The sequence below is a fragment of the Pseudoalteromonas sp. Z1A8 genome (genome assembly GCF_011378855.1).
Classification (GTDB): domain Bacteria; phylum Pseudomonadota; class Gammaproteobacteria; order Enterobacterales; family Alteromonadaceae; genus Pseudoalteromonas.
Genome location: NZ_WTLB01000008.1, coordinates 84,043 through 108,183 on the forward strand (window position 1 = coordinate 84,043; position 24,141 = coordinate 108,183).

The following is a 24,141-nucleotide window of genomic DNA, read 5'->3' on the forward strand; positions in this document are numbered from 1 at the left end:
TATATGAGGGTGCTTTTAGTTATTTCAATTAGCTAAATCGCCAAATTGAAGTTGTAATGCACTTAAGACCGTTAAAGCGGCCGTTTCCGTTCGTAAAACGCGCGGGCCTAAGCGAATATCTACAAATTCTAGTTGTTTAGTTAATGCCATTTCATCGTCTGTAAAGCCACCTTCAGGCCCTACTAAAAAGCGTACGCCATCTTTAGGTACGGTAATGGTTTTAATACTGTGCTCAGCACGAGGGTGAAGCGTGAGCTTAATTTCATTGGTTTGTTGTGCAAGCCACTGCTTTAAATCTACAGGAGGATGAATAATTGGCACAAAATTACGCCCAGATTGCTCTGCCGCTGCAATTGCTATTTTTTGCCATTGTTGGTGTTTTTTCTCAAGGCGATCGCCCATTAGTTTTACACCACAGCGCTGACTAAAAAGTGGGGTGATTTCGGTAATACCCAGTTCAACCGACTTTTGAATTGTAAAATCCATTTTGTCGCCACGCGAAACACACTGACCCAAATGAATTTTAAGCGGGGATTCTACATCGTGAGGATTAAGCTCCAATGGCATTACGACGACTGTTTTTTTTGTTACCTCAATTATTTCACTAAGGTATTCGCCGCCTTCGCCATTAAAAATAGATACATGCTCGCCTACTTTCATGCGCAGCACTCTGCCAATATGGCCAGCAGCATCGTCATCTAAAGCTACAGGGGTGTTTAGGGCAATACTCGATGTTTGATAAATATGAGGAACTCGCATAGGGCGTCACTTACTACTTAGCGTAAAAATATATACTGCTATGGTAAGTAAGCTGGCAGCTGTGCGCAATTATTTATTTTTATTAAGTTGCTCGGCGAGATCTATTAAATCTTGTGGTGTGTGCGCTATATCGTGGTGATTTTGCGAAGGTTCGGTTAATGTTTCGTCAGTAACCCGGCTTAGTGTATAGCCTGTATCATCAAGGTTTATTAAAAAGCGATCTTCATGTAACGAGTTATAAATAAAGCGCTGCTTATCACTTGCGAGTAAGTAATCGGCATTATTAAAAAGTACACCATGTAAATTATGATGCTCTTTTAAATAGTTAATGAGTTCAGATACGCTAATTTCGTTTTCAAGGTCGCAATAACTATAGTCTTTAATAAGCTCATCAAACATCATTTTTACTAACTGACGGGTATTACTGCCTGCTGCAATAAGCGTACTCGCTTTTGTTTTGCCATTATTATTTACATAGTATTCGGCAAATGCTCGGCTAAATTCGTTATCTATGTCGATTAGCAAATAGTTCGTGGCTTCAAGTGGCATAGGGCCTCGTTGCATCTAAGCAAAGTAATTACCTTAATACTTAAATGCAAACGATTTAATCGTTGCACTTTTAGTAAAGGCCTAAAGAGAAAACATACTAATAAGTAAATAACCTATAGCACAAAAAACAGCAAACTCGATACATGCCACACCAATGTTATCTTGGTGGTCTATTTCAAGAGCCGTATCAATATTTGGTAAAGAGATAACTTTTATCACATACGTTAAGCTGTAAAGTAGTATCCACATTACACCGCAATGCATAACGAGTGTAAATATGTTTTCTACCATTTTACCGTTTTGAAATGCAGCACTAGATAAACCAGCGTACACAGCCAGTGCCAAACCAATTGATTTACCTGCGTACCTTATTCCAATAGACGTATTCTCCAGGTTGAAGTTACTTTGCAGTGAAGCACCTTGATTTGCTTTTGCAAAACGGTGCTCTCGTATTTTACTATCAAGTGCAAACATTCCCTGAAGTGTAAAAAAGCTAACGCAAGCAATAAGTAAGTTACTAAACCCTTGGGTATGTGTCCACGTGTATAAACCAAGTGCAATAATACAGTTGGCGATTAACATGCCGGAATCTACCAATGCCGCACATACATTTTGCTTTAATATTGCGGCTTCTTCATTAAACCTGTGGAGTATCCATTTTCTATGAATTAAATGGCCCACTTTTATAAAAGTGAATAAAAGAATAATAATAATTAACACTTTTAATGGATTGGATTGCGCGGTGCTAATGCTTATTTCATCAAACAAAAAGGCCATAGTGGCTATGACAACTGATATTTCAGATGCGAAGCTAATACCCATGGCAAAGTTATCGTGTTGCGCAAGTTCATCTTTAAGCGCTTGTTTTGCTTTGATTTGAGTGACAACTCGTAAACTAAAAATAGTTATACAAATAACCGCAAAACTAATGGCAATCGCAATAAAACTAGTGTTAGATAAAGACAAATATGACATGGTGATCCTAATTAAGTTAACCTTTCTAGGTTTTAATCATTCTAGTACGGTTATTGATGATATAAAAGAGAGGATTGATGAGTAACGTAAAGCAACTTCCTATTCAATTACAAAAACTTGGCTTAGAGCGCTTCGAACAGTTATACCCGCAGCAAAGTAATGAAAGCGAAGTTATACGATTACTCGCCTTGAGCGACTTTGCTTGGCGTTGTTTGGAATCACAACCAACGTTAAAAGGCTGGCTATTATGCAAAGACGAAATACAAAATAGAGTAATAGATTCTCCTTTTAAAAACCTTAATTTAGCTGACATTGATGAAGTGCAGTGCCATAAAGTACTTCGCCAATATCGCGAAAAATACTGGCTTAAAGTCGCCTTTTTAGATTTATGCTGTAATAACCCCATTGCAGATAGCATTAATTACATAAGCCAACTGGCTGATATGCTGATTAATAGTGCTAACCAATGGGCGCATGCACAGGTGGCTAAAGTAAATGGTGAGCCGCTTGATGAGCAAAACCAAGCAATGCCATTAATGGTTTTAGGGATGGGGAAACTTGGCGGACAAGAGCTAAATTACTCCTCTGATATTGATCTTATTTTTGCATATCCGCGCAGTACAAAAACTCAAGGTGGCCGCAGAAGCCTTGAGGCCCAAGTATTTTATACCAAAGTTGCACAAAAGCTCATTGCATCACTTAACCAAGCTACCGGTGACGGACAAGTATTTAGGGTTGATATGCGCCTACGGCCGTTTGGCGAAAGTGGTCCTTTGGTTATGAGCTTTAACGCTATTGAAGATTACTACCAAGAGCAAGGTCGCGATTGGGAGCGCTACGCAATGTTAAAAGGGCGCTTAATTGGCACGCCTAATAAATATTGGGATGAATTTATTAAGCTTTTAAAGCCGTTTGTTTATCGCCGGTATATTGATTTTTCGGTAATTGAATCCTTGCGTAAAATGAAGCTAATGATTGCACAAGAAGTGCGCCGAAAGCGCTTAACTAATAATATAAAACTCGGTGCAGGTGGCATACGTGAAGTTGAGTTTATAGTGCAAGCCCTGCAAATGGTACGAGGTGGGCGAGAGGCTAATTTACAAACTCAATCACTACTTAAAGCATTAAATGAGTTGGCACTCAACCAAGTTATTGATGAGCAAGAAGCAAGCGAACTTAAGCGCAATTATCTTTATTTACGAAAAGTAGAGCAGTACTTACAAATATTTGACGATCAGCAAACGCAAACACTTCCCGATGATGAATTAAATCAACAGCGTTTAAATTTATTATTAGAACAAGCCGATTTTGATGCCACTTTAAGCACTATTGAAAAGGTGATGAAGCAAGTTAACGGTGAGTTTGCACTCGTTATTGGCGAGGAAACTGCGCCACTTGATACCTGTGAAGGCGCATTTATTAGTGCTTGGGATCATGGCGATGTGAGCTTTTTAAAAGAAGCTAGAGATGAGTGGCAAACACCCCTTAACGATTTTAAATTAAGGCTTTCTAAGGTAAATATAGGTAACCGAGGGCGTGAAACTCTTGATAAATTAATGCCTGTTTTATTAAGTCAGTTAAATGACTTTAATGCCAGCGCAGCTGCTTTTACAATGGTTTGCCAAATTTTTAATAAGATAATTTCACGTACTGCTTATTTAGAATTGCTATACGAAAACCAAGGTGCATTAAAGCAACTCGTTTTACTGTGTTGTCATAGCAAATGGATAGGCGAGCACATTTCTCGCTACCCTATATTGCTTGATGAGCTAATAGATCCGGCGGTTCTTTATAAACCGACACCATTAACTGCTTATAAAGATGAAATAAGACAGTATTTTTTACGAATAGAGCATGACGATTTAGAACTGCAAATGGAGTCGCTTAGGCAATTTAAGCAAACGCATCAATTACGAATTGCAGCTGCAGATGCAACTGGGGTTCTTGATGTAATGAAAGTAAGCGATCACTTAACTGTACTGGCTGAAGCGATTGTTGATCAAGCTGTTAATATTGCATGGCATAATACTGTTAAGCGTTTTGGCATGCCCCCTGGCACTGATGATGAAAACAAAGGCTTTGCTGTTATTGCATATGGTAAAACAGGCGGCTTAGAAGTTGGGTACGACTCAGATTTAGACTTGGTGTTTGTGCATAATCATGATGGCTCAAGCCAAACAAATGGTGAAAAACCGATAGATTCTCGGCAGTTTTATTTAAAGCTCGCTCAGCGTTTAATGCACTTATTTAATACTCGTACTGCTTCAGGTATTTTGTATGAGCTTGATACACGACTTCGCCCTGAAGGTGCATCGGGTTTACTGGCTATCAATCTAGAGAGCTTTAATCACTACCAGCAAACTCAAGCATGGACGTGGGAGCATCAAGCACTTGTGCGGGCTCGTCTGATTTTAGGTCAAGACGATCTGATAGATCGTTTTTCACAAATCCGTAAAAATATTCTTTGCCAAAAACGCGACGATGCCGTATTAAAAGCTGATGTGATAAAAATGCGCGAAAAAATGCGGGATCATTTAGCGAAAGGAAATACTGAGCAATTTGATTTAAAACAAGATGTTGGTGGTATGGCTGATATTGAGTTTATTACGCAATACTTAGTGCTTAAACACGCTAATGAATTTGAGCAACTTACCGTTTATTCAGATAACGTAAGAATATTAACGGATGCAGCAAATATAGGGTGCATTACCAAAGAGCAAAAACAGCAGTTGATCAAAGCGTATATTGATTATCGTTCTTGTTATCACGTGCTGAGCTTGGATCAAAAGGGCAAATTGATCTCGCGAGAAACGTTTTTACAAGATATTACTAACGTAACAAATATCTGGAATAGTATTTTTGAATTGAATTGAATTGAATTGAATTGAATTGAATTGAATTGAATTGAAAAACCCAAGTGCTTGCTTGGGTTTTGTGTATTTAAACATTTAAATAGCTAAACGCTTAGTTTTAAACAGTTTGTACGCACAAATTCTGAGGGTAATTGCGTAATAACAGCCGCTCTTTGTTTGTGGCAAAAGTAAGTGTAAACCTCATGCTCAAAGTCGTCATTTATAGCACGACCAATTTGATAAAGTGCAGAAGTAAAGTTACTGTCTACTCTAAAATGATCTTTAACTACGTAGTCTTTACTTAAATACCAGTAAAGCTCAATACCTTCATCTTTTGCGTATTTATTGAGTACATCTTTAAGTGTTGTGCCATTTTCAAAGCGCCTCGGTTCAACTTTTCCAGTCCAACTTGTTGGCATAGGATCGACTGTTCGCGCACGTTCAGCTAATACTCTATCTAAGGTTTGTTCTGGTGTTTTAAGCTTTAAAACAAATTGATCTCGTTCTTTATTACTTTTTACTTGGTTACGAATAGAAGAGTAAAATCGTGACAATCCTTCGGCGGCTGCATTTTTAGATTTTTTAATATCAAATACAGAACCATCACTCAATAAAAAGTATACGGCGAGTGCTATTAACACAACTGCAAATGATAAATGCCTAATCCAAAACCACATGGTTATTATCCACCTTATTTGTTCCTATTATTGTTATACCATTACTTTTTATAAAAAGAAGGGGTATTTTTATCAGGTCGAGTTTTAAAACGACGGTGCAGCCACATGTATTGTTCTGGTGCAGCATTAACTGATTGTTCCATACGTTGGTTAACACGTGTTACATCAGCTTTGTTATCACCGCTTGGAAAGTTTTCAAGTTCAGGTACTACCTCTAAATGGTACTTACCATTTTCGTCACGGCGCGAGATTAAGCTCATAGTCTCGCAGTTTTTACTGCCTGCAAACATGAGAGTACCCGTTGTCGTTGCCGCATCAGGAACTGCGTAAAACGGGACAAATTCACAGCGGTTGCGGCCGTAATCTTGATCGGGTAAGTAATAGCATACCTTTTTATTTTTTAATGCTTTTAGTAAGCCTTTTACATCTTTTCGGCCAATTAGATATTCGTTAGAACGAAGGCGGCCATTAGTTGTAAAGTATTCCATTAGTGCGTTGTTGTGAGGGCGATAAAAACCTAAACCTTGGCATTTCAATCCCATCACACGACTAGCCATTTCAAGGTGAAGAATATGAGGTACAAGTAATAAAATACCTTTACCAGAAGCTTGTACGCGCTCAAAATGCTCTAAACCTTTGATAGAACCATATACACTTTCAACTCGCCACTGCGGCCACCACCATGCCATGCCAGTTTCGACCATTGCAATGCCGGTATTTTCCATATTTTTGAGCACGAGATCTTTTTGATCTGCTTCGCTCATATCAGGAAAACACAGTTTTATGTTTACTTCTGCAATATGACGGCGGCGTTTCATAAACTTATGAACTAAGCGGCCAAGTTGTTTACCCATCGCCAACTGTAGTTTTTGTGGCAACCAAGAAATTAAATATAAAAATAAAACGCCAACCCACGTTAACCAGTATCGAGGGCCTAAAAAAGATGCTTTAAAAGGAGATGAAGTGACCACAAAAATCTCTCTGAGAATAAAAACGATAGTTTAACGCTAAGCGCTGTAAAATACAAAAAGCCAGCATTTAGCTGGCTTTCAATGTGTTCATACTACACGAGTAATGATATTTAAGCGGCTTTTAAACCTTGGTTTATAGCCACTAAATCTTCACTTGTTAGTGTACCCGCCGCTTGTTTTAAGCGAAGGGTAGATAACACATAACGGTAACGTACATCAGCAAGGTTACGCTTTGCATCGTATAAGTTTTGCGTACTTACTAGTACGTCAACAATGGTACGAGTACCTACTTCAAAACCAGCTTCAGTTGCTTTAAGCGCACTTTGAGCTGAAACAACGGCTTGCTCTAGCGCTTTGTATGTAGCAATGTCTGAAACAACTTGGTTATAAGATGTAATCACTGTGCGAGTGACTGCACGGTAATTTGTTTCATAGTCTTGGCTAGCACCTACGTAAAACGCACGGGCCTGATTTGTTGCAGCAACTGTTGCACCACCTGAATATAAAGGTACGCTAAAGTTAAGCCCTACGGTACTTGAGTCTGAACGCGGCTGGTCACCAAAGTTTGTACCATTAATTTCGCGATCCGTTAGTGAGTCGCCGTAACTAGCACTTAGAGTTAGTTTTGGATAATGACCCGCTTTTGCTAATTCAATTTGATCTTTTGCAATATCAACTGTTACTTTAGACACTTGCAGGTTGATATTTTTATCTTCAGCTACTTTAACAAAGTCGCTTGAGCGCTTAGTTGGTTTAGTTGTTGAGAAAGTATCTGTATTTAAAAAGTCTAATTTTTTGTGGTATTTACCTGTAATCTCACGAAGTTGCTCGCGAGCTGTTTCTACAGCATTACCTGCAATAATTTCTTGAGCTACCGAGTTATCAAACTGAGCTTGCGCTTCGTGTACGTCTGTAATGGCTGTTAAGCCTACCGCATAACGTTGTTTTGTTTGCTCAAGTTGACGTTCAATGGCACGTTTTTCAGCTTCAACAAATTCAAGGTTATCGCTTGCACTTAATACGTTAAAATAACCTTCAGCAACGCGTACAATTAAGTTTTGTTTAGCTGCATCGTATAGGCCGCTTGCTTGTAGAGCTTGTTTATCAGCAATATCTAACGTATTCCACGCACCTAAATCAAATAACGTTTGGCTTAAACTTACACCGCGAGTGAATTGGTCTGTGTCACTTTCAACTTTTACTTGATTAGATAAGTCGCCAACGCTTTGGTACGACGTTGAGTCACTTTTTTCATAACCCATAGTCAAACCAATTTGAGGTAGTAGTGCACTCATCGCCAAATCGCTTTGGTAAGACTGCGCATCAGCTTGGGCTTTGGCTTTTAAAACAGTAGGATCGTTAGCTGTCGCTATTTCAAAAACTTGTAGTAAATCTTCAGCTTTCACTGCTGTTGCACCTAGTGCGCATGATAAACTAACTAGCGCCGCAAGAATGTTCTTTTTCATGTGGGGTTCGGTCCTTAGACAATTTTTGTACTAAAAGCATGTTAACCTGTTTTACTCCATAACAAAAAAAATAATTAGTAAAACAGTATGTTCAAGTGTAACAGAATATATTAACGCATTTTAAAGCTTTAGATAAGTAGGAAGTAGGTACATGGTTGATAAAAAACTCGTTCAATTTACCCATAAAGATGTAGATTTAAAGCCAATAAAAAACCTTTATAAAGGTTTTTTTCAGGTTGATTTATACCAGTTTGAACATGCTCTTTTCGCAGGTGGAAAATCTAAAGTAATTAGCCGAGAAATATTAGAACGTGGCGATGCCATTGCAGTACTCCCTTATGACCCAATTTCAGATACTGTTCTTTTAATTGAGCAAATACGTATTGGCGCTATTAAAAGCAAGCATTCGCCTTGGCTGCTAGAGTGTATAGCCGGAATGACTGACGGCAGTACCGATTACGAATCAGTTGTAAAAAAAGAAGCACATGAAGAAGCAGGCCTTGAATTAACTGAACTTGAATTTATGCTTTCATACCTATCAAGCCCTGGAGGTACAACTGAGCGCTTACATTTATATTTAGCGCGTACTGACTTAAGCCAAGTGAAATCAGGTGTATATGGTCTTGAAACTGAAGGGGAGGATATAAAAACTCACATTTTATCAGTTGATGATGCGCTAATGCGCCTCAATAACGGTGAAATGGATAATGCGGCAACGGTTATTTGTATGCAGTGGCTTGCGCTTAATCGCGAAAAAATGGCCAGCAAATGGGCATAAGTTTTTACTAAAACTCTTATTAAAACTATTACTAAAACTATGGCGGTACTTTGACAGCACAATTAGCAACAAAGCGATATATTCAGAGCCTCCCAAAGTATTTAACACTTTGTGAGCATAACTATGTGCGACTATTAAAGTTGTTACCGAGCGAGCGCAATATAGGAAGCATTCGAGAAGTAAAACTTGGCAATAGTGAATTTGCTACAAAAATTGATGGCAGCGCAAAATACACCATGGATATTTCAATTAAGCAGCTAACAGGAATGGTTAAAGGGATTATGCCGCTGTATTTAACGGTGCGTTTGTATCACGATGCCAAAGTGGCTGAAATTGTTCATCACGATTACCATCAACGCATAAAACCATCTTATGGATACCCTAACCCTAAAATGCATCAAAAAGATGAAAAATATCAACTTAATGCTTTTTTATACGACTGGTTAGTAGCCTGTGTAGAGCACGGGCAAGCGACATTAAATTGGGATGTAAATAATGGCTTGGTTTGATGATACGTATACATTTGATAAATCATCTTTGTGCATTGCTCATATTACTGACAGTCATTTATTTGCAGACAAAAGCGGTGAGTACTTTAATGTAAATACCGCAGATCATTTTGAACAAGCCTTAGCACACATTGCTGAGCAGCCAATAGACTGCATTATTTTTGGTGGCGATTTAACGCAAGATCATAGCTTTGAATCGTACTTACTATTTAGTGAACTTATAAATGCCAGTGACATAACTTGCCCTGTATTTTGGGTGCCAGGTAATCATGATGAACTAGCAATGCTTAATCGTATAAGTGGTGGGCAAATAAATTCGGCTAAACATATTATTGCTAATGGGGTTGAGCTACTTCTTATTAATTCGAAAGGACCTACGCCCGCAGGATGGGTTACTGGTGCGCATTTGGATGAAATAACGGACGCTTTAGTCAACTCGAGTAATAGTAAAATTATATTTTGTCATCATAATCCGCTGCCAATAAATGGCTACCTTGATAAACACTTATTAGAAAATGGCCCACAGCTTTTAAATATTTTAGTTAATAGTAATAATGTATCTGCGCTTTTTCATGGGCATGTGCACAATGATTACGAACAAAGTTTTAGAGGGCTGCCCATATATGCGACCCCAGCCAGCTCAATACAGTTTGTAAAGCACACTTCACAGTGGGAGCAAAAAAATACAGGGCCAGCTTATAGAATGCTAAATATAAAAAGTAAAAAAGATAAAGTAGATGTAAAAACGGAAGTAGTATGGCTAAACGCGTAATTTATATTCATGGCTTTAATAGTTCACAAAAATCATATAAAGCTGTGCGCTTTGGTGAGCTTATGGCAAACTATGACGTTGATTATTGTGTACCGAACCTAAACCACGAGCCCCTACAGGCTATCATTGAGCTTGAGCAATTACTAACGCCAAATACCGTTTTATTAGGTAGCTCGTTAGGTGGTTTTTTTGCCACGTATTTATCGCAGCGTTATCAAATTCCTGCAGTGGTTATTAATCCCGCGGTCGCACCCTATAATTTATTACAGACGTTACTTGGGCCTAATTATAATCCGTATCAAGATTATCATTACGACTTAAATAACAGTCACATTGAGGCGCTTACATTACTCGCTGTAGATAAATTAGCACACCCTGAGTTGCTGTACTTATTACAGCAAACAGGCGATGAAGTGTTGAACTTTCAACACGCAGTAAAATATTATTCACAATGTAAGCAATTGATAGAATTTGGTGGCGATCATAGCTACGTTGAATTTGAACGCACCTTTGCAAGTATTGTAGATTTTCTTAAAATCACGTAAAACTAGTTAGCCTGAACTGAGGTTAGTTACTATATTAACGCTTTAGCGCATATAACAATAAAACTAGTAAAACGTATTAGAGCCTTAGCGGATATAAAGACAAAAACTATGAGTGATCAAAATTATAACGCCGAAGCCATTGAAGTACTTAATGGATTAGATCCGGTAAAACGACGCCCAGGGATGTACACAGATACAACACGTCCCAATCATTTAGGCCAAGAGGTTATCGATAACAGTGTCGATGAAGCTATGGCGGGTCATGCTACTCGTATCGACGTCATACTCCACGAAGACAATTCGCTTGAAGTAAGCGATGACGGGCGTGGTATGCCTATTGATATTCACCCAGAAGAAGGTATCCCTGGGGTAGAATTGATCTTCACTAAATTACACGCTGGTGGTAAGTTTTCTAATAAAAACTATCAATTTTCGGGTGGTTTACACGGTGTAGGTATTTCGGTAGTAAATGCGTTATCTACGCGTGTAGAAGTAACAGTAAGACGCGACGCTCAACAATACAGAATGGCATTTGAAAGCGGCGATAAAGTAGAAGACTTAAACGTAATTGGTACAGTCGGTAAACGTAACACCGGCACTACGGTTCGTTTTTGGGCTGATGTTAGCTACTTTGATTCACCAAACTACTCAATTACTAAACTTAATCATTTATTAAAAGCCAAAGCAGTTTTGTGCCCAGGGCTGCGAATTAAGTTTGTTAATAAGCAAACAAAAGAAACCCAAGAATGGTTTTATGAAACAGGCTTAAAAGACTATTTAGTTGAAGCAATTAAAGGTTTTGAAACATTACCGCAAGACCCGTTTGTTGGCGAATTTAAAAGTTCAATTGAAGGCGCTGACTGGGCTGTTGTATGGCTACCAGAAGGTGGTGAATCAATAGCTGAAAGCTACGTAAACCTTATTCCTACCGCGCAAGGTGGTACGCATGTAAATGGTTTACGCCAAGGTTTGCTTGAAGCAATGCGTGAATTTTGTGAGTTTAGAAACTTACTCCCTCGTGGTGTGAAATTAACTCCTGATGACATTTGGGATCGTTGTAGTTACGTGTTGTCGGTTAAAATGCAAGACCCTCAATTTGCAGGGCAAACAAAAGAAAAACTATCATCACGCTCGTGTTCTGCGTTTGTATCGGGGGTTGTAAAAGACTCGTTTAGTTTATGGTTAAATGAACATACAGATACCGCAGAGTTATTAGCTGAGTTATGTATTTCAAATGCGCAAACTCGCTTGCGTGCAGCTAAAAAAGTAGTGCGTAAGCGTGTTACTGCAGGTCCTGCCTTACCGGGTAAACTTACCGATTGTAGCGCGGCCGATAACGACCGTACCGAATTGTTTTTAGTGGAAGGTGATTCTGCTGGTGGCTCTGCTAAACAAGCAAGAGACCGTGAATTTCAGGCTATCATGCCGCTACGTGGTAAAATTTTGAATACCTGGGAAGTTGAGTCAGGCCAAATACTAGCATCACAAGAAGTACACGATATTTCAGTGGCGCTGGGTATTGATCCAGAATCAACCGATATGTCGGCATTACGCTACAATAAAATTTGTATATTAGCCGATGCTGACTCGGATGGACTACACATCGCAACACTATTATGTGCACTGTTTGTTCGCCATTTCCCTGAGTTAGTAAAAACAGGGCATGTGTATGTAGCAATGCCGCCATTATTTAGAATCGATATTGGTAAAGAAGTTTATTACGCACTTGATGAGCAAGAAAAAACCGCTATTTTGGCGCGCATAGAAGCCGAGAAAAAACGCGGAAAAGTAAACGTACAACGATTCAAAGGTCTGGGTGAAATGAACCCGTTACAACTGCGTGAAACCACGATGGATCCAAATACACGACGTTTAGTGCAGCTTACGCTTGATGAAGAAGTAGAAACCTTGGAAATGATGGATATGCTGCTTGCTAAGAAACGATCGCCTGATCGTCGTCAATGGTTAGAAGATCATGGTAACAAGGCACTCGTTTAATTACCTGTGCTTAACACTAGGAGAGGCGAATGAAAAAACTACTAGGAAGTTTGCTGTTACTTGGGCTGACTACCGCTCCTGTAATGGCGAAAAATATACTCGATAAGCTCACCGTAGCACCGGGATTTGAAATAAGCTTATTTGCAAATGATGTAGAAAATGCACGTCAAATAGCTGTTTCAAAAAAAGGTATTGTGTATGTTGGCTCTCGTAAAGCGGGCAACGTATATGCGCTTATTGATCATAATAGTGATGGCGTAGCAGATAAAAAAATTGTTGTGGCTAAAGGCCTAAATATGCCCTCTGGCATAGCAATTAAAGATGGCGATTTATACGTAGGCGAAGTACATCGTATTATTCGCTTTAAAAATATTGATACCCAATTAAAAGATCCAAAATTTGATGTGGTTTATAACGCATTACCGAGCGAGCGTCATCATGGTTGGAAATTTTTACGTTTTGCACCAACGGGCGAGCTAATCATTCCGGTGGGTGTACCGTGTAATATTTGTGCTGAGGATGAACGTTTTGGCCGTATTTTTGCGCTTAATGTAGAAACAAAACAAATAAAAACAATAGCCAAGGGCGTTAGAAACACCGTCGGTTTTGATTTTCATCCAGCTACTCAAGCTTTATGGTTTAGTGATAACGGTCGCGACATGATGGGTGATGATATTCCACCAGATGAATTAAACCGCGTAACGCAAGATGGTGAGCACTTTGGTTTTCCGTATGTTCATGCCGGTGCCATTATTGATCCAGAGTTTGGTGAAGGTAAAAGCATTGCAGATTACACGTCGCCAGCACTTGCACTTCCTGCGCATGTAGCACCGCTTGGCATTCATTTTTACAACGGTAAGCAATTTCCAGCAAGTTATAAGCAACAGTTATTTGTTGCTGAGCATGGCTCATGGAACCGTTCTAAAAAGTCAGGTTATAAAGTAGGGCTAGCAACAATTGAAGTAGGTCGCGTAACTAAATATACGCCATTTATTACTGGCTTTATGAAAGATGAAACAACATTTGGACGCCCTGTTGCATTTGCAGAATTAGGTGACGGCAGTCTGTTAGTAAGCGATGATTACGCCAATGTAATCTACCGTGTAAGCTATAAGAAAAACTAGGTAAGCTTTAATGAGTGATACAGATACCTTGCTAATGCAAGGAATTGAGCAACAAACAATGGGGCGTTTTACCGAAGACGCCTATTTAAATTATTCCATGTACGTAATCATGGATCGTGCCCTACCGCATGTAGGTGACGGCCTAAAGCCAGTACAGCGTCGTATTATTTATGCGATGAGCGAACTGGGTTTATCGGCTAACGCTAAGTACAAAAAATCAGCCCGTACCGTGGGTGATGTACTCGGTAAATACCATCCACATGGCGACAGCGCATGTTACGAAGCAATGGTATTAATGGCGCAGCCGTTTTCTTATCGCTACCCATTGGTAGACGGGCAAGGAAACTGGGGCGCGGCAGATGACCCTAAATCGTTTGCAGCAATGCGTTATACCGAAGCGCGTTTATCTAAGTTTTCAGAAGTACTATTAAAAGAGCTTGGCCAAGGCACCGTAGATTGGACACCAAACTTTGATGGCACGATGGACGAACCTGTTGTACTGCCTTCTCGTTTACCGCATATTTTACTAAACGGTATAACGGGTATTGCCGTAGGTATGGCAACCGATATTCCGCCACATAACGTACGTGAAGTGGCTAGTGCATGTTGTTTATTACTTGATAAACCAAAAACAGAGCTTGAAGAATTACTTGAGCTTGTACATGCACCAGATTACCCAACAGATGCTGAAATAATTACCCCAAAAGCCGATATTCATAAAATATATAAAACCGGTCGTGGGTCTATCAAAATGCGTGCGGTTTATACCGAAGAGCATGGTGATATTGTTATTACAGCGCTGCCGCATCAATGTTCTGGTGGTAAAGTACTTGAGCAAATTGCAGCGCAAATGAACGCTAAAAAATTACCAATGATTGCCGATTTACGTGACGAGTCAGATCACGAAAATCCAACGCGCATTGTAATTATTCCGCGCTCAAACCGCATTAAAGCTGAGCCATTAATGGCGCATTTATTTGCAACCACCGATCTTGAAAAAAATTACCGCGTAAACTTAAACATGCTAGGCCTCGATGGCCGCCCGCAAGTTAAAGATTTACGCTGTATTTTAAGTGAGTGGCTAATATTTAGACGCGAAACAGTGCGTCGTCGTTTGCAGTATCGTTTAGATAAAGTATTAGCGCGTCTACATATTTTAGAGGGTTTATTAGCCGCCTTTTTAAATATTGATGAAGTGATTGAGATAATTCGCAGCGAAGATAAACCAAAGCCTGTATTAATGGAGCGCTTTGATTTAACTGATACACAAGCAGAAGCAATTTTAGAATTAAAACTTCGTCATTTAGCCAAGCTTGAAGAGTTTAAAATTCGTGGTGAGCAAGACGAACTGGCCAAAGAGCGTGATAAATTAGCGCAAATATTAGGCTCAGAACGTCGTATGTCGACACTGCTTAAAAAAGAAATTCAAGAAGCCGCTGAAATGTACGGTGACGATCGTCGCTCACCAGTGATTGAGCGCTCAGAAGCTAAAGCACTTAACGAAAAAGATTTAATTCCATCAGAGTCAGTTACTGTAGTGCTATCAGATAAAGGCTGGGCACGTGTTGGTAAAGGTCATGACTTAGATGTACAAGGCTTAAATTACCGCTCAGGTGATGCCTTTAGAGCCTCGGCTCGTGGTAAGAGTAATCAACCGGCTGTATTTTTAGATTCAGCAGGGCGAGCGTTTGCAACCGATGCCCATAGCCTACCTTCGGCGCGTAGCCAGGGCGAGCCAATGACAGGTCGTTTTAACTTAACACCAGGTGCTAATTTTGAGCATGTGGTAATGAGTGAAGACGAGCAAGTATTGCTTATGGCGTCAGACGCAGGTTACGGCTTTATTACCGACTTTAAAGACTTAGTTAGTAAAAACAAAAATGGTAAAGCGTTGGTAAGCGTCCCTAAAGGTGGAATATTACTTTCTCCTATTAGAGTGAACGATGTTGCTAGCGATTACTGTATGGCTATTTCTAACGAAGGTCGAATGCTTTTATTTCCGCTACGTGACTTACCAAAATTAGGTAAGGGTAAAGGCAATAAAATAATTTCCATTCCGGGTGCTAAAGTACAAGCCCGCGAAGAGTTTGTAAAAGTGCTTGCTGTTGTGCCACAAGGAAGCAGTGTTACGCTTCATGCTGGCAAACGTAAACTAACACTTAAACCAAGCGATTTAGAGCATTATCATGGTGAACGAGGGCGTAGGGGTAATAAACTACCGCGTGGCTTACAACGTGTTGACGAAGCTGTTGTGGAGTTAACACCTCAAGATGATGAGCCTGTAGAAGTAATTAATGAAGAATAATTGATTACTTTTATATGATTAAAAACGGTCTGCATTTGCAGGCCGTTTTTGTTTTAAAACCATTTTAAAACCATTTTAAAACCATTTTAAAGCAATATTAAAACAAGCAGCTTAAATATTTCAGCGTACACTTGTGCGCTATTGACTCGTTTGTGTCACAAAATAACGCTATAATAATCATAATTGATTTTTGGAGAAGCCCATTTGCTAGCTGTTATACGCGTTTTTATTATGCTGCTGTTTATATTATTCAGTTGTATTTTTGGTTTATTACTTTCAATTGTAAGGCCATTTCATCCTAATAATGTACATATTATAGCGGGTTGGTTTGGCTCAATGGCTAAAATGATTGGCGTTAAATTAGTTTTAACACGTCATCAAGATGCCGTTGATCCTGGTCCTGCGGTTTATGTTGCTAATCATCAAAATAGCTACGACTTATTTACAGTGCCAGCCATGGTGCCAAAAAACTGCGTTAGTTTAGGTAAGAAGAGCTTAAAGTGGATCCCATTTTTTGGTCAGCTTTATTGGTTGTCGGGTAATATATTAATAGACAGATCGAATCGCTCTAAAGCGGCAGGAACTATTTCAAAAGCAGCCGAAAAAATTAAAAATAATGGCTTATCTGTATGGATGTTTCCAGAAGGCACTCGAAGCTATGGAAGAGGCCTGCTACCATTTAAAACGGGCGCATTTCACACCGCAATGAGCGCAGATGTACCCATAATTCCGGTATGTATGAATACAACACATAAAACCATTAAGCTAAATCGTTGGGATAATGGTACAATTCACATCGAAATGTTAGCGCCTATACCGCTTGATAAAGAAATTAGCGCGCGTGAGCATGCTAAAAGCGTGCATAGCATTATGGCTGCTAAAATAACTGAATTAGATGCTCAAGTGAGAGAAAAATAATGGAAAACTGGCGTGAAATAAGTGAAGACATCGTAAGTTCACTACTTGAAGATGGGTCAGACCCTGAAATACTTTATGAAGTAGAGCACCACTTTGTGTGTGAAGACTTTCCTAAGTTAGAGCAAGCTGCACTTGCTGCTTTTAAATTGGGTTACGATGTTGAAGAACCAGCAGAGCTTGAGCTTGAAGACGGTAACAAAATTTGGAGCTTTGACATTGTAGTTGAAGCTGAGCTAGACGTAGACGTTATTATGGAAGACGTTGATAAGTTAGCGCAACTAGCCGTTGAGTGCGAAGTTGAGTACGACGGCTGGGGCACTTACTTTCAAGAGTAATGTAACTAACGAGTGTTTAGATTAACTAATTTAAAAGCGAGTGTTGTAAAAACACTCGCTTTTTTGTGCCTATAATTAGGGGAGGGGTTATTTATCGAGGTTAAATAATACCAATCTGCTTATATATGAGGTCTATTTAACGTTAAGAAAATTACGCTAGAACTAGGCAAAAATTTTTGTATCTAGTTGCTCTAAATAAAAAATTTTTAACGACGTTATAGTGCAATTTAATTCGTTAAATTGGTCAAAGATTTATGCAGGTTGGTATAAATATCCTGCTGCAAACTCAACCACCAAAGATCAACACGCCCTAGCTAGAGAGTAATAAGCCTAAATATTTTAGTGTTTTAATATGCTAGTAAATCTCCTAATTAAATCTCCAAATTAAAGCTCCGGTTAGTTATTTATTCGTACTAAATCTATTTTCAAACTAAGCTATATTAACGCTTAATTGGTATGACCAGTTTTCCTCGGTTACAATTTTATCAAAAATAATTTTAGTTTATTCATAAAGTATTAAGCTGTTTATGGAAAATTGGTAATAGAGCTCTTTGTTTGAAGCACTACTGTTTTCTGAAATTTTAAATAATTAGATTCGATAATTTGAAGGTATTCTATTTTCAACTCTATGATTTTGGTTGTTTATGTTTGGTTTTGTTGTGGTTTTTAGAATGTTCCACTGATCCCATGGTAACAATTAACTTGTTGACATATTGGCAACAAAAAATATAGCCTTGTTTTACCAGTTTGGTGAAGGCTTTGGTAATGCTAATTTGAATCGTTTTAATTTATTATTGCTATTACCAATTTTTTGAATCGAAAGTCTGTTTATACAATGCGTTTTAAGTTTGGTATTTACTACCAAGTTAAGTTGTTAGGTTATTTGTATACAGATTTAAAGGAATAAAAATAATGGTTAAATACAAAAAGTTACTTATTTGCTCTGCAATTGCTGCGAGCACTTCTTTTGCGCATGCTGCCACGATTGATAACTCGGGTTTTGAAGATGGTTGGAGCGATTGGAATGAAACAGAGCCAGCAGCACTATCTTCAGACGCATATAAAGGCTCAAAGTCACTGAAAATACAAGGCAGCCCAGGGCGTGTTTACCAGAATGTAGATGTAGATCGAAATACTCAGTACACGTTAAGTGCGTACGTACTTGGTAAGGGACAAATCGGCATTAATGATCTTAATGGTTTGTTTAAAAGTGAGAAATTTAACGTTTCTTCGTGGACAAAAGTATCTAAAACTTTCACTACAGCTAGCACTAATTCATTGCAAGTATTTGCTAAGCATGACAATAGCTCAAACGATGTTCGCTTTGACAGCTTTTCATTAACTAAGGGAAGTTCTTCTGGCGGCGGAGACTCGGGTGGTGGTGATACTGGCGGTGGCGACACTGGTAGTGGTTCCGGCATAGCAAGCAATATCACCAACGGTAGTATTTTTGACCTTGAAGGTAACGATCCTCATCCATTAGTAAATAGCGACACTTTAGAGTTTGTACCTCTAGAAGCGCGTCATATTACTCCAAACGGGAATGGCTGGCGTCATGAATATAAAGTAAAAGAAAGTGCACGTGTTGCAATGACCGAAACCTATGAGGTTTTTGAGGCAACTGTAAAAGTTGAAATGTCAGATGGTGGTAAAACGATTATTTCTCAGCACCACGCTAGCGATACGGGTACTATTTCAAAAGTATATGTTTCAGATACAGATGAATCAGGCTTTGATGATAGCGTAGCGGATAACGGAATTTTTGACGTTTATGTTCGCTTGCGTAACACCAATGGTAAAGAAGAAAAGCATGCACTGGGTACTATCAAAAGTGGTGGTTCATTTAATCTAAAAGTAGTTAATAATTACGGTGATGTAGATGTGGCTGCATTAGGTACTACCTTTGGTATTCCGGTAGAAGATGATTCAGAATCTTACTTCAAGTTTGGTAATTACCTACAATCACAAGACCCGTACACACTAGATGAATGTGGCGAATCAGGTAACTCAGATTCATTTAAAGAGTGCTTTAAAGATTTAGGAATTACAAAAGCTAAAGTGACAATGACTAACGTTAGTTATACGCGTAAAACTAACTAACTAATTAATTATTTAGTTATTAAGTAGTTTAAAAGGCCACTCAGTTTAAAGTTGAGTGGCTTTTTTTAATACTTTTTAAATGTATAAAATTAATTTATAACCATTTTTTATTTTTAAAATACACACCAATACCGCCAGTAAGTACAATCAAAAATATAACAAACGCACTAAATGCATAGGGGCTCTCGGTACCTGGAATACCTCCTACGTTTACACCTAACAGGCCGGTTAAAAAGCCTAAAGGTAAAAACAATGCAGCCACAACCGACATTACATACATACGCTGATTTAATTGCTCAGACACTTGGTTAGTGATTGTTTGCTGAATGATTTGCGCACGTTCAATAGAGCTGTCCAGTTCCTCTAAATAACGAATAAGTAAGTTAGTGGTTTCGTTAAGCTTTGCTTTATCGTCATCTAGTAGCCACGGATAGTGATTATTTACCATTGAGCTGAGTGCTTCTTTTTGCGGTTTTAAATAGCGCTTTAAAGCGATGGTTTGGCGGCGCAATTGCGATAAACCTTGGTTATCAAATTTTTTGCTTGGCTCATCTATTTCTTCTTCAAATTCGTCAAGTGTTTCATCTAGTGAGTCTATAACGCTTTGCATACGTGAGGTTAGTTTTTGCGTTATAGAGCATACAAGCTCAGAAATATTGCATGGGCCTTTATTTTCATTTAAACAGGCCAGTGTATCTTGCACCGATAGTAAACGGCGCTTACGGGTGGTAATTAAAATATTTTCGCTGATGAATAAACGGATTGAAACCATGTCTTCAGGGCTTTGTGCTGGATTTAAATTAACACCTCGTAAAAATAACATGTGCCCATTAGTTGTGGCCGTAATGCGCGGGCGTGTTTCATCAGCAATTAAAGAATCTAGCTCGTAATCGGTTAGGTGAGACTGTGCTTTTAACCAGTCGACGGCTTCACTTTGGCTATAATCCATATGAACCCAAAGTTTACCTTGGCCTGGTTGCCAGCTATTTAGCTCATTAGTGCTTTCAATAGAGCGTGCGCCACCTTTTTCGTCAAGCACAAGGGCATGTAGTAAACCATTAATCATAATTAATTCTCATAATAGTGTATTTTTAATACTGTTAACTATAGTGTATCTACTTAGTTGCTTACAGACTTACCTTTACTTTTAATAAGTTAAGTTTAAATCGCAAAAAATATGCAGAGCCTCTGTGCTGAGTAAAGTGACATAAAGTACTACTTAGCAAGGCACGCATTGTGTGACCAGTTGCTTAAAAAGATCAATTTAATTTACTAATCGACTAGATAAATTTATTTCGTTGGTGTTTTTTTGCCTGTAGCGTATAAGTCACTTTTTTATTAAGGGCACATTTATGACAGCAAAGATCACAGTTGGTTGGCGTGAGTGGTTAAGTTTACCTGAGCTTGGCATCAACGAGATAAAAGCAAAAATTGATACAGGCGCTCGCACTTCATGTATTCATGCAATTAACATTGAAGAGTATGAAGAAGATGGCGAAAAATGGGTTAAATTTACAGCCCAACCACTGCAAGATGATGAGCAAACTCAAATTATTTGCAGAGCAAAAGTTAAAAAAATGAAGTACGTAACCAGCTCAAGTGGGCAAAAAGAGTTACGCTACTTTATAGAAACTACATTGCATGCAGGCGAACATAGTTGGCCGATAGAGCTTACTTTAACAAGCCGTGCAACAATGAAGTTTAGAATGTTATTAGGGCGTACAGCCATGGAAAATCGTATAGTCGTTGACCCGGCTTTATCTCAACTATTAGGTCGTAAGGTTTAACTATGAAAATTGGTATTTTATCTCGCAACAGAAAATTATATTCAACACGTCGCTTAATTGAGGCGGCAGAAGCACGCGGTCACGAAGTTAAAGTGATTGATGCATTGCGCTGCTACATGAATATCAACTCTGAACAACCAGAAATTCACTATCGCGGTGAAAACTTAAAAGAATTTGACGCAATCGTCCCGCGTATTGGTGCATCAGTAACATTTTATGGCTGTTCGGTACTTCGTCAGTTTGAAATGATGGGTGTTTACCCGGTAAACGAATCAGTCGCTATTTCTCGTTCGCGCGACAAATTACGCTCACTACAATTACTTTCGCGTAAAGGCGTTGGTATGCCAGTAACAGGCTTTGCTAGCAAACCAGATGATGTAAAAGACTTACTAGAAATGGTAGGTGGTGCACCGGTAGTAATTAAGTTACTTGAAGGTACACAAGGCATTGGTGTTGTACTTGCTGAAACACGCAAAGCAGCTGAAAGTGTTATTGAAGCGTTTATGGGTTTAAAAGCCAATATTATGGTTCAAGAATATATTAAAGAAGCAGGCGGTGCAGACATTCGTTGTTTCGTATTAGGCGACAAAGTAATAGCCGCAATGAAACGCCAAGCACAAGAAGGTGAGTTCCGTTCTAACCTTCACCGTGGTGGTAGTGCTACATTGGTTCGCATTACGCCAGAGGAACGTAAAACGGCAGTAGCGGCGGCTAAATCAATGGGCTTAAACGTAGCGGGTGTTGATTTACTTCGCTCATCTCGTGGACCATTAGTGATGGAAGTTAACTCATCACCAGGTTTAGAGGGCATTGAAATAGCAACAGGTAAAGATATTGCAGGCATGGTGATTGATTTCATCGAAAAAAATGCTTCAAGTAAAGGAACAGCAACACGTGGCAAAGGTTAAAATTAACCGCCCTTTTTCCTTATTAGGAGAAAGTGTAGGCGTAGGCGAGCGTAAAACGCTTGCCTTAGAGGCAGCTAAACTTTACACCCATTCACCCCTTAATATTCCTATTGAAGTGGTTAACGGTGTAATGGAAGGTCCTGTGCTTATGGTGTGTGCGGCTATTCATGGCGATGAGCTAAATGGCGTAGAAGTTGTACGCCAGTTAATTGCTAAAATAGATCCAAGCCAACTGCGCGGTACAATAATCGCTGTGCCTATTGTTAATGTGTTTGGCTTTATTCATAAATCGCGTTACTTACCAGACAGACGCGATATGAACCGTAGTTTCCCAGGTTCTGAGCGTGGCTCACTAGCTGGGCGTATGGCGTATATGTTTTTTAATCAAGTAGCGGTACATTGTACTCATATTATTGATTTACATACGGGTGCTATTCATCGAACTAACTTACCGCAAATTCGCGCTAACTTAGAGGACGAAGCAACCGCTGAAATGGCTAAAGCATTTGGTACGCCAGCAGTTATAAATGCATCATTGCGCAATGGTTCATTACGAAGTGAAGCTGCAAACCTAGGTATACCGGTTATAACCTATGAAGCAGGTGAAGCACTGCGTTTTGATCCGATCGCAATTGCGGCAGGTGTTCAGGGTGTTGATTATGTTATGCGTCACTTAAAAATGATCCGTGGCAAGCGTCCTAAAAAACTACCAGATCCTATTATTGCAGGTTCAACAAGTTGGATACGTGCTGAAGTTGATGGCATTGTGCGTGCACAAGTATCATTAGGTGAGCATGTAACTAAAGGCCAAGTGCTTGCTTATATAAGTAGCCCACTGGGCGACTCTGAGCTAGAACTTTTAGCGCCGAAAGGCGGTATTGTTATTGGTCAGCAAACTATGCCGCTGGTAAATGAGGGGGATGCAGTATTCCATCTTGCGTACTTTGCTAGTGATAATAGTTTAGTAGAGCAACAGCTAGAGAACTTTATTGACGAGATAAACGATTTAGATGAAGAGCTTAAAACAGCTGAGCTAAATAACTAATAGCTAAACTAAATTCTGTTTAGCTAAGCATTAAAAAGCCGCAGTAGGTAATTAATTACTTACTGCGGCTTTTTTGTGAGTATTGCTTTATAAACGATGCTTTTTAAACTATGTTTTTTTAGGGCCAATAATGCGCTTTATAACGGGAGCTTTTGTTGGCTTTGGTTCTTTATTTAAAACCATGACAGGGCGTGTCACAAATAAATTATTAGGGTAAATTACACGGTGCCCATCAATGTGTTCAAGCACAACATTCATTAAGCCCATTTCAACAATGCGGCCTTCAACATGATTCGCACCATCAATAATGCGTACCCAATAGCCAACACGGCAGTCGTTTTGAATAAACATCAGTAAAAATGCGGTAAGGTTACTCAATAGCGACCACGCGGCAAAAAGTGCTACGCCTAACATAGCGAATAAAGAGGAGCCTAAAACCAATAAGCCACGCAGCTCTATACCCCAAAATACTAAAACTAAACACAGCACGACAAAGGCGAGTATAATTTTTAGTAGCAGCTCTGCACGGTATTTTCGGTGCAAATCTACTTTTCCCTTAATCGCTTTTTCGAGTAAATTTTTGGTTATTTTTAATAGCAGAGGGAAAGCCAAAATAGCGATTATAGTGACAATTAATTTATATTGTGATGCAAACAATTCTAAAAATTCTATTATTTCCACATTAGCCCCCTGTGTCAGGATAGTTGTCGCCTCAATTAATTTACAAATAAACAGGGCGCGGTAAGTTAAAGTAAGTGAATTATCAAA

The 24,141-nt window shown here is 39.1% G+C and carries 22 protein-coding genes; 14 read left to right on the forward strand and 8 right to left on the reverse strand.

The annotated features are described in order from the left end of the window. Positions 1–24: 24 nt before the first annotated feature. The 3 genes from rsmE to GQR55_RS05190 all read right to left on the reverse strand — a co-directional run bounded on the left by rsmE (position 25) and on the right by GQR55_RS05190 (position 2,283). Positions 25–759 carry a 16S rRNA (uracil(1498)-N(3))-methyltransferase gene (gene rsmE / locus GQR55_RS05180; protein ID WP_166419714.1) on the reverse strand — a complete coding sequence of 245 codons (735 nt, stop codon included), beginning with the start codon at positions 757–759 and terminating at the stop codon, positions 25–27. A gap of 69 nt (positions 760–828) precedes the next feature. Further along, on the reverse strand, positions 829–1,308 hold the full coding sequence (locus GQR55_RS05185) for a hypothetical protein (protein ID WP_240916826.1): 480 nt from the start codon (positions 1,306–1,308) through the stop codon (positions 829–831). Positions 1,309–1,389: 81 nt separating this feature from the next. Beyond that, positions 1,390–2,283: a hypothetical protein gene (locus GQR55_RS05190; protein ID WP_165727194.1), complete on the reverse strand. Its 894-nt coding sequence runs from the start codon at positions 2,281–2,283 to the stop codon at positions 1,390–1,392. A gap of 77 nt (positions 2,284–2,360) precedes the next feature. Between GQR55_RS05190 and glnE the strand changes: the two genes are divergently transcribed. Next, positions 2,361–5,156, forward strand: a complete 2,796-nt coding sequence (gene glnE / locus GQR55_RS05195) for a bifunctional [glutamate--ammonia ligase]-adenylyl-L-tyrosine phosphorylase/[glutamate--ammonia-ligase] adenylyltransferase (RefSeq protein ID WP_166419716.1) — start codon at positions 2,361–2,363, stop codon at positions 5,154–5,156. Between the two features lie 83 nt (positions 5,157–5,239). Here glnE and GQR55_RS05200 read toward each other — a convergent pair whose 3' ends face one another. The 3 genes from GQR55_RS05200 to tolC form a co-directional block, all read right to left on the reverse strand. Beyond that, positions 5,240–5,812, reverse strand: a complete 573-nt coding sequence (locus GQR55_RS05200) for a toxin co-regulated pilus biosynthesis Q family protein (RefSeq protein ID WP_166419717.1) — start codon at positions 5,810–5,812, stop codon at positions 5,240–5,242. 41 nt (positions 5,813–5,853) lie between these two features. Then, on the reverse strand, positions 5,854–6,783 hold the full coding sequence (gene lpxL / locus GQR55_RS05205; protein WP_166419718.1) for an LpxL/LpxP family Kdo(2)-lipid IV(A) lauroyl/palmitoleoyl acyltransferase: 930 nt from the start codon (positions 6,781–6,783) through the stop codon (positions 5,854–5,856). Positions 6,784–6,893: 110 nt separating this feature from the next. Beyond that, positions 6,894–8,249, reverse strand: a complete 1,356-nt coding sequence (tolC, locus tag GQR55_RS05210; protein WP_166419719.1) for an outer membrane channel protein TolC — start codon at positions 8,247–8,249, stop codon at positions 6,894–6,896. A gap of 151 nt (positions 8,250–8,400) precedes the next feature. Between tolC and GQR55_RS05215 the strand changes: the two genes are divergently transcribed. The 10 genes from GQR55_RS05215 to GQR55_RS05260 all read left to right on the forward strand — a co-directional run bounded on the left by GQR55_RS05215 (position 8,401) and on the right by GQR55_RS05260 (position 19,633). Continuing rightward, positions 8,401–9,027, forward strand: a complete 627-nt coding sequence (locus GQR55_RS05215) for an NUDIX domain-containing protein (RefSeq protein ID WP_166419720.1) — start codon at positions 8,401–8,403, stop codon at positions 9,025–9,027. Positions 9,028–9,077: 50 nt separating this feature from the next. Further along, complete coding sequence (locus GQR55_RS05220) at positions 9,078–9,536, forward strand: DUF1249 domain-containing protein (RefSeq protein ID WP_166419721.1); 459 nt, start codon at positions 9,078–9,080, stop codon at positions 9,534–9,536. Then, the gene (locus GQR55_RS05225; RefSeq protein WP_166419722.1) at positions 9,523–10,308 is read left to right on the forward strand and encodes a metallophosphoesterase; all 786 of its coding nucleotides are present in this window, start codon (positions 9,523–9,525) and stop codon (positions 10,306–10,308) included. The genes GQR55_RS05220 and GQR55_RS05225 overlap by 14 nt, the downstream gene beginning before the upstream one ends. Beyond that, positions 10,293–10,853, forward strand: a complete 561-nt coding sequence (locus GQR55_RS05230; RefSeq protein ID WP_166419723.1) for a YqiA/YcfP family alpha/beta fold hydrolase — start codon at positions 10,293–10,295, stop codon at positions 10,851–10,853. The genes GQR55_RS05225 and GQR55_RS05230 overlap by 16 nt, the downstream gene beginning before the upstream one ends. Positions 10,854–10,961: 108 nt before the next feature. After that, complete coding sequence (parE, locus tag GQR55_RS05235) at positions 10,962–12,851, forward strand: DNA topoisomerase IV subunit B (protein ID WP_166419724.1); 1,890 nt, start codon at positions 10,962–10,964, stop codon at positions 12,849–12,851. Positions 12,852–12,880: 29 nt separating this feature from the next. Then, a complete protein-coding gene (locus GQR55_RS05240) occupies positions 12,881–13,975 on the forward strand; it encodes a PQQ-dependent sugar dehydrogenase (protein ID WP_166419725.1) in 1,095 nt (364 codons plus the stop codon). Between the two features lie 10 nt (positions 13,976–13,985). Further along, entirely contained in the window at positions 13,986–16,280 is a 2,295-nt protein-coding gene (gene parC, locus GQR55_RS05245) for a DNA topoisomerase IV subunit A (RefSeq protein ID WP_166419726.1), read from the forward strand. Positions 16,281–16,484: 204 nt separating this feature from the next. After that, the gene (locus tag GQR55_RS05250) at positions 16,485–17,198 is read left to right on the forward strand and encodes a 1-acylglycerol-3-phosphate O-acyltransferase (RefSeq protein WP_166419727.1); all 714 of its coding nucleotides are present in this window, start codon (positions 16,485–16,487) and stop codon (positions 17,196–17,198) included. Further along, positions 17,198–17,533: a ribonuclease E inhibitor RraB gene (gene rraB, locus GQR55_RS05255; RefSeq protein ID WP_007585369.1), complete on the forward strand. Its 336-nt coding sequence runs from the start codon at positions 17,198–17,200 to the stop codon at positions 17,531–17,533. The genes GQR55_RS05250 and rraB overlap by 1 nt, the downstream gene beginning before the upstream one ends. 912 nt (positions 17,534–18,445) lie before the next feature. After that, a complete protein-coding gene (locus GQR55_RS05260; protein WP_166419728.1) occupies positions 18,446–19,633 on the forward strand; it encodes a polysaccharide lyase family 7 protein in 1,188 nt (395 codons plus the stop codon). Positions 19,634–19,727: 94 nt separating this feature from the next. On the opposite strand, the gene GQR55_RS05265 is transcribed toward GQR55_RS05260, so the two are convergent. After that, positions 19,728–20,699 carry a zinc transporter ZntB gene (locus GQR55_RS05265; RefSeq protein WP_166419729.1) on the reverse strand — a complete coding sequence of 324 codons (972 nt, stop codon included), beginning with the start codon at positions 20,697–20,699 and terminating at the stop codon, positions 19,728–19,730. A gap of 286 nt (positions 20,700–20,985) precedes the next feature. On the opposite strand from GQR55_RS05265, the gene GQR55_RS05270 reads away from it, so the two are divergent. Genes GQR55_RS05270 through GQR55_RS05280 form a run of 3 tightly spaced genes read left to right on the forward strand, consistent with a single transcriptional unit; the run spans position 20,986 to position 23,373 of the window. Continuing rightward, positions 20,986–21,420, forward strand: a complete 435-nt coding sequence (locus GQR55_RS05270) for an ATP-dependent zinc protease (protein ID WP_166419730.1) — start codon at positions 20,986–20,988, stop codon at positions 21,418–21,420. Between the two features lie 2 nt (positions 21,421–21,422). Next, entirely contained in the window at positions 21,423–22,328 is a 906-nt protein-coding gene (rimK, locus tag GQR55_RS05275) for a 30S ribosomal protein S6--L-glutamate ligase (RefSeq protein WP_002961977.1), read from the forward strand. After that, on the forward strand, positions 22,315–23,373 hold the full coding sequence (locus tag GQR55_RS05280) for a succinylglutamate desuccinylase/aspartoacylase family protein (RefSeq protein ID WP_166419731.1): 1,059 nt from the start codon (positions 22,315–22,317) through the stop codon (positions 23,371–23,373). Before rimK ends, GQR55_RS05280 begins: the two co-directional genes overlap by 14 nt. Before the next feature lie 108 nt (positions 23,374–23,481). On the opposite strand, the gene GQR55_RS05285 is transcribed toward GQR55_RS05280, so the two are convergent. Then, positions 23,482–24,054, reverse strand: a complete 573-nt coding sequence (locus tag GQR55_RS05285; RefSeq protein WP_166419732.1) for a mechanosensitive ion channel domain-containing protein — start codon at positions 24,052–24,054, stop codon at positions 23,482–23,484. Positions 24,055–24,141: the final 87 nt, after the last annotated feature.